Source organism: Actinomycetota bacterium (assembly GCA_036280995.1).
Lineage (GTDB): Bacteria > Actinomycetota > CALGFH01 > CALGFH01 > CALGFH01 > CALGFH01.
Genome location: DASUPQ010000622.1, coordinates 1 through 2,078, shown reverse-complemented (window position 1 = coordinate 2,078; position 2,078 = coordinate 1). Strand labels below are relative to the sequence as shown.

The 2,078-nt window shown below is 67.4% G+C and carries 1 protein-coding gene and 1 pseudogene; one reads left to right on the top strand and one right to left on the bottom strand.

From position 1 onward, the window contains the following. Positions 1-313 precede the first annotated feature (313 nt). Positions 314-1,528: pseudogene (locus VF468_21065) on the top strand (ISAzo13 family transposase). An 88-nt stretch (positions 1,529-1,616) separates the two neighbouring features. Here VF468_21065 and VF468_21060 read toward each other — a convergent pair. Beyond that, a partial coding sequence (locus VF468_21060) for a transposase (protein HEX5880782.1) occupies positions 1,617-2,078 on the bottom strand: 462 nt, incomplete at its 5' end.

Here is a 2,078-nt window from a genome sequence, read left to right as displayed (position 1 = left end):
GCTCGCCAGCGGTGCGTCGCCGGAGCGGATCGAGCAGCACCGAAACAACCTTTCATTGCATAACCGTCGGGTAACGTTGGGAGGAGCTGGTGCGAGTTCAGCGTTCGTGGCGGCGGGGCCGAGTTCCCCTCCCAGTCCCGCCGCCACATCGCCCGGACCGTTTGAAACGCGCATCACCCCGCCTCAGATCCTTGCAAGGCGGGACGTTGACGACAGCGCTGCGGGCACCCTCGAGATGGTGTTGCCGCATCGTTATTAGGACTCGCAGGTAAATAACGTCTGCTTTGGCGTGTTTGATCTCTAGAGTTGTGCTATGGCGGAGATCGCAGGGTTCCGGGAGTCGTTCGCGGCGGGGCTGGCGGGGGTGTTGGCCGAGGTGGCTCCGGTGCTGGATGAGCGGGCGCGGAGGCTGCTGTTGGGGGCGGGTGCGCGCCGGCTGGGACGCGGTGGGATCAAGCTGATCGCTGCCGCGACCGGCGCGGCGAGGGACACGGTCGGACGTGGTGCCGCGGAGTTGGAGGCGGGGATCGTGGCCGACGGTCGGGTGCGCGTGCCCGGCGCCGGGCGCAAGCCGGTCGAGCTGACCGACCCGCAGTTGTGGCCGACGCTGGACGCTCTGGTGGATCCCGAGACTCGGGGGGACCCGATGTCGCCGCTGCGGTGGACGACCAAGTCGACGGTCAAGCTCGCCGAGGAGTTGACCGCCCGGGGGCATGAGGTCGCGCCCACCACGGTGGCCAGGCTGCTCAAGGACAACGGTTACCGCCTGCAAGCCAACTCCAAGACGATCGAAGGTAAGCAGCACCCCGACCGCGACGCCCAGTTCCGCTACCTCAACGATCAGGTCAGCGCGTTTCTCGCCGCGGACCTGCCGGTGATCTCGGTCGATACGAAAAAGAAGGAACTGATCGGGGCCTACACGAACGGCGGCCGGGAGTACCAGCCCCAGGGTGAACCGACCCCGACCAACACCTACGACTTCATCGGCGAGGCCGGCAAGGCGGTGCCCTACGGGGTGTATGACCTGGGCGCCAACACCGGCTGGGTCAACGTGGGCACCGACGCGGATACCGGAATGTTCGCCGTCGAGTCGATCCGCCGCTGGTGGACCAAGATCGGGCGGTCCCACTACCCGGGGGCGAACCGGTTGCTGATCACTGCGGACGGCGGTGGGTCCAACGGTTCCCGGCTGCGGTTGTGGAAGACCCAGCTGGCGGAGCTGGCCACCGAGACCGGGCTGGAGATCACTGTGTCGCACTTTCCGCCGGGTACCTCGAAGTGGAACAGGATCGAGCACCGGATGTTCTCCGCGATCACCATGAACTGGCGCGGACGTCCGCTGGAAACCCACGAGGTGGTCGTCGAGACCATCGCGGCGACCACCACCAAGACCGGGCTGAGTATCCAGGCCGAGCTCGACACGAACACCTACCCGCGCGGCATCAAGATCACCGACAAGGAGATGAAGGCCTTCGAGGCCCTCCACCTGCAACGACACGAGTTTCACGGTGACTGGAACTACACCGTGACCGCAGCCCCGGGTGAGGACAGGTGAGGAGGACACGACACGCCCGAGATGGCCGGACTTATTTCGGTGGGAGCTCTTAGCTTGTCGTTTAACCCCTGGTCTGTTGATGAGCCTTCGGGGTGCGGGCGCGTTTGGCGATTTTGCCGACGTCGTGGCGGGGAGCGCGGCGCTGGTTGGGGACGCCGGGCGGGCGCCCGGGGCCGGGTCGGCTGGGTTTCGGAGCGCTGGCCGGGAGGGTGATCTTCGGTCGGATGCGGCGAAATCCGCGGCGGACCCGGGCGGGGGTCAGCCGCCCGGGTTGGCAGGGCCGCTCCCACGGTCGGCGCAGGTCGAGGGTCAGGTCACGAGCCAGACGCAGTTGGGTGTGCGCGGCGATGACCAGCCAGGTCCAGCGGTCGGCGGCGTCGGGGTCACGCAGCTTGGGGGTCGTCCACCCGAGGGCCTGCTTGAAGAACCTGAAGGTGTGTTCGAGGTCAAAGCGGCGGAGGAAGGCCTGCCAGACCCGGTCGATGTCGGCGGTGGCGGCGGCCGGGTCACTGGTCCACAGCCA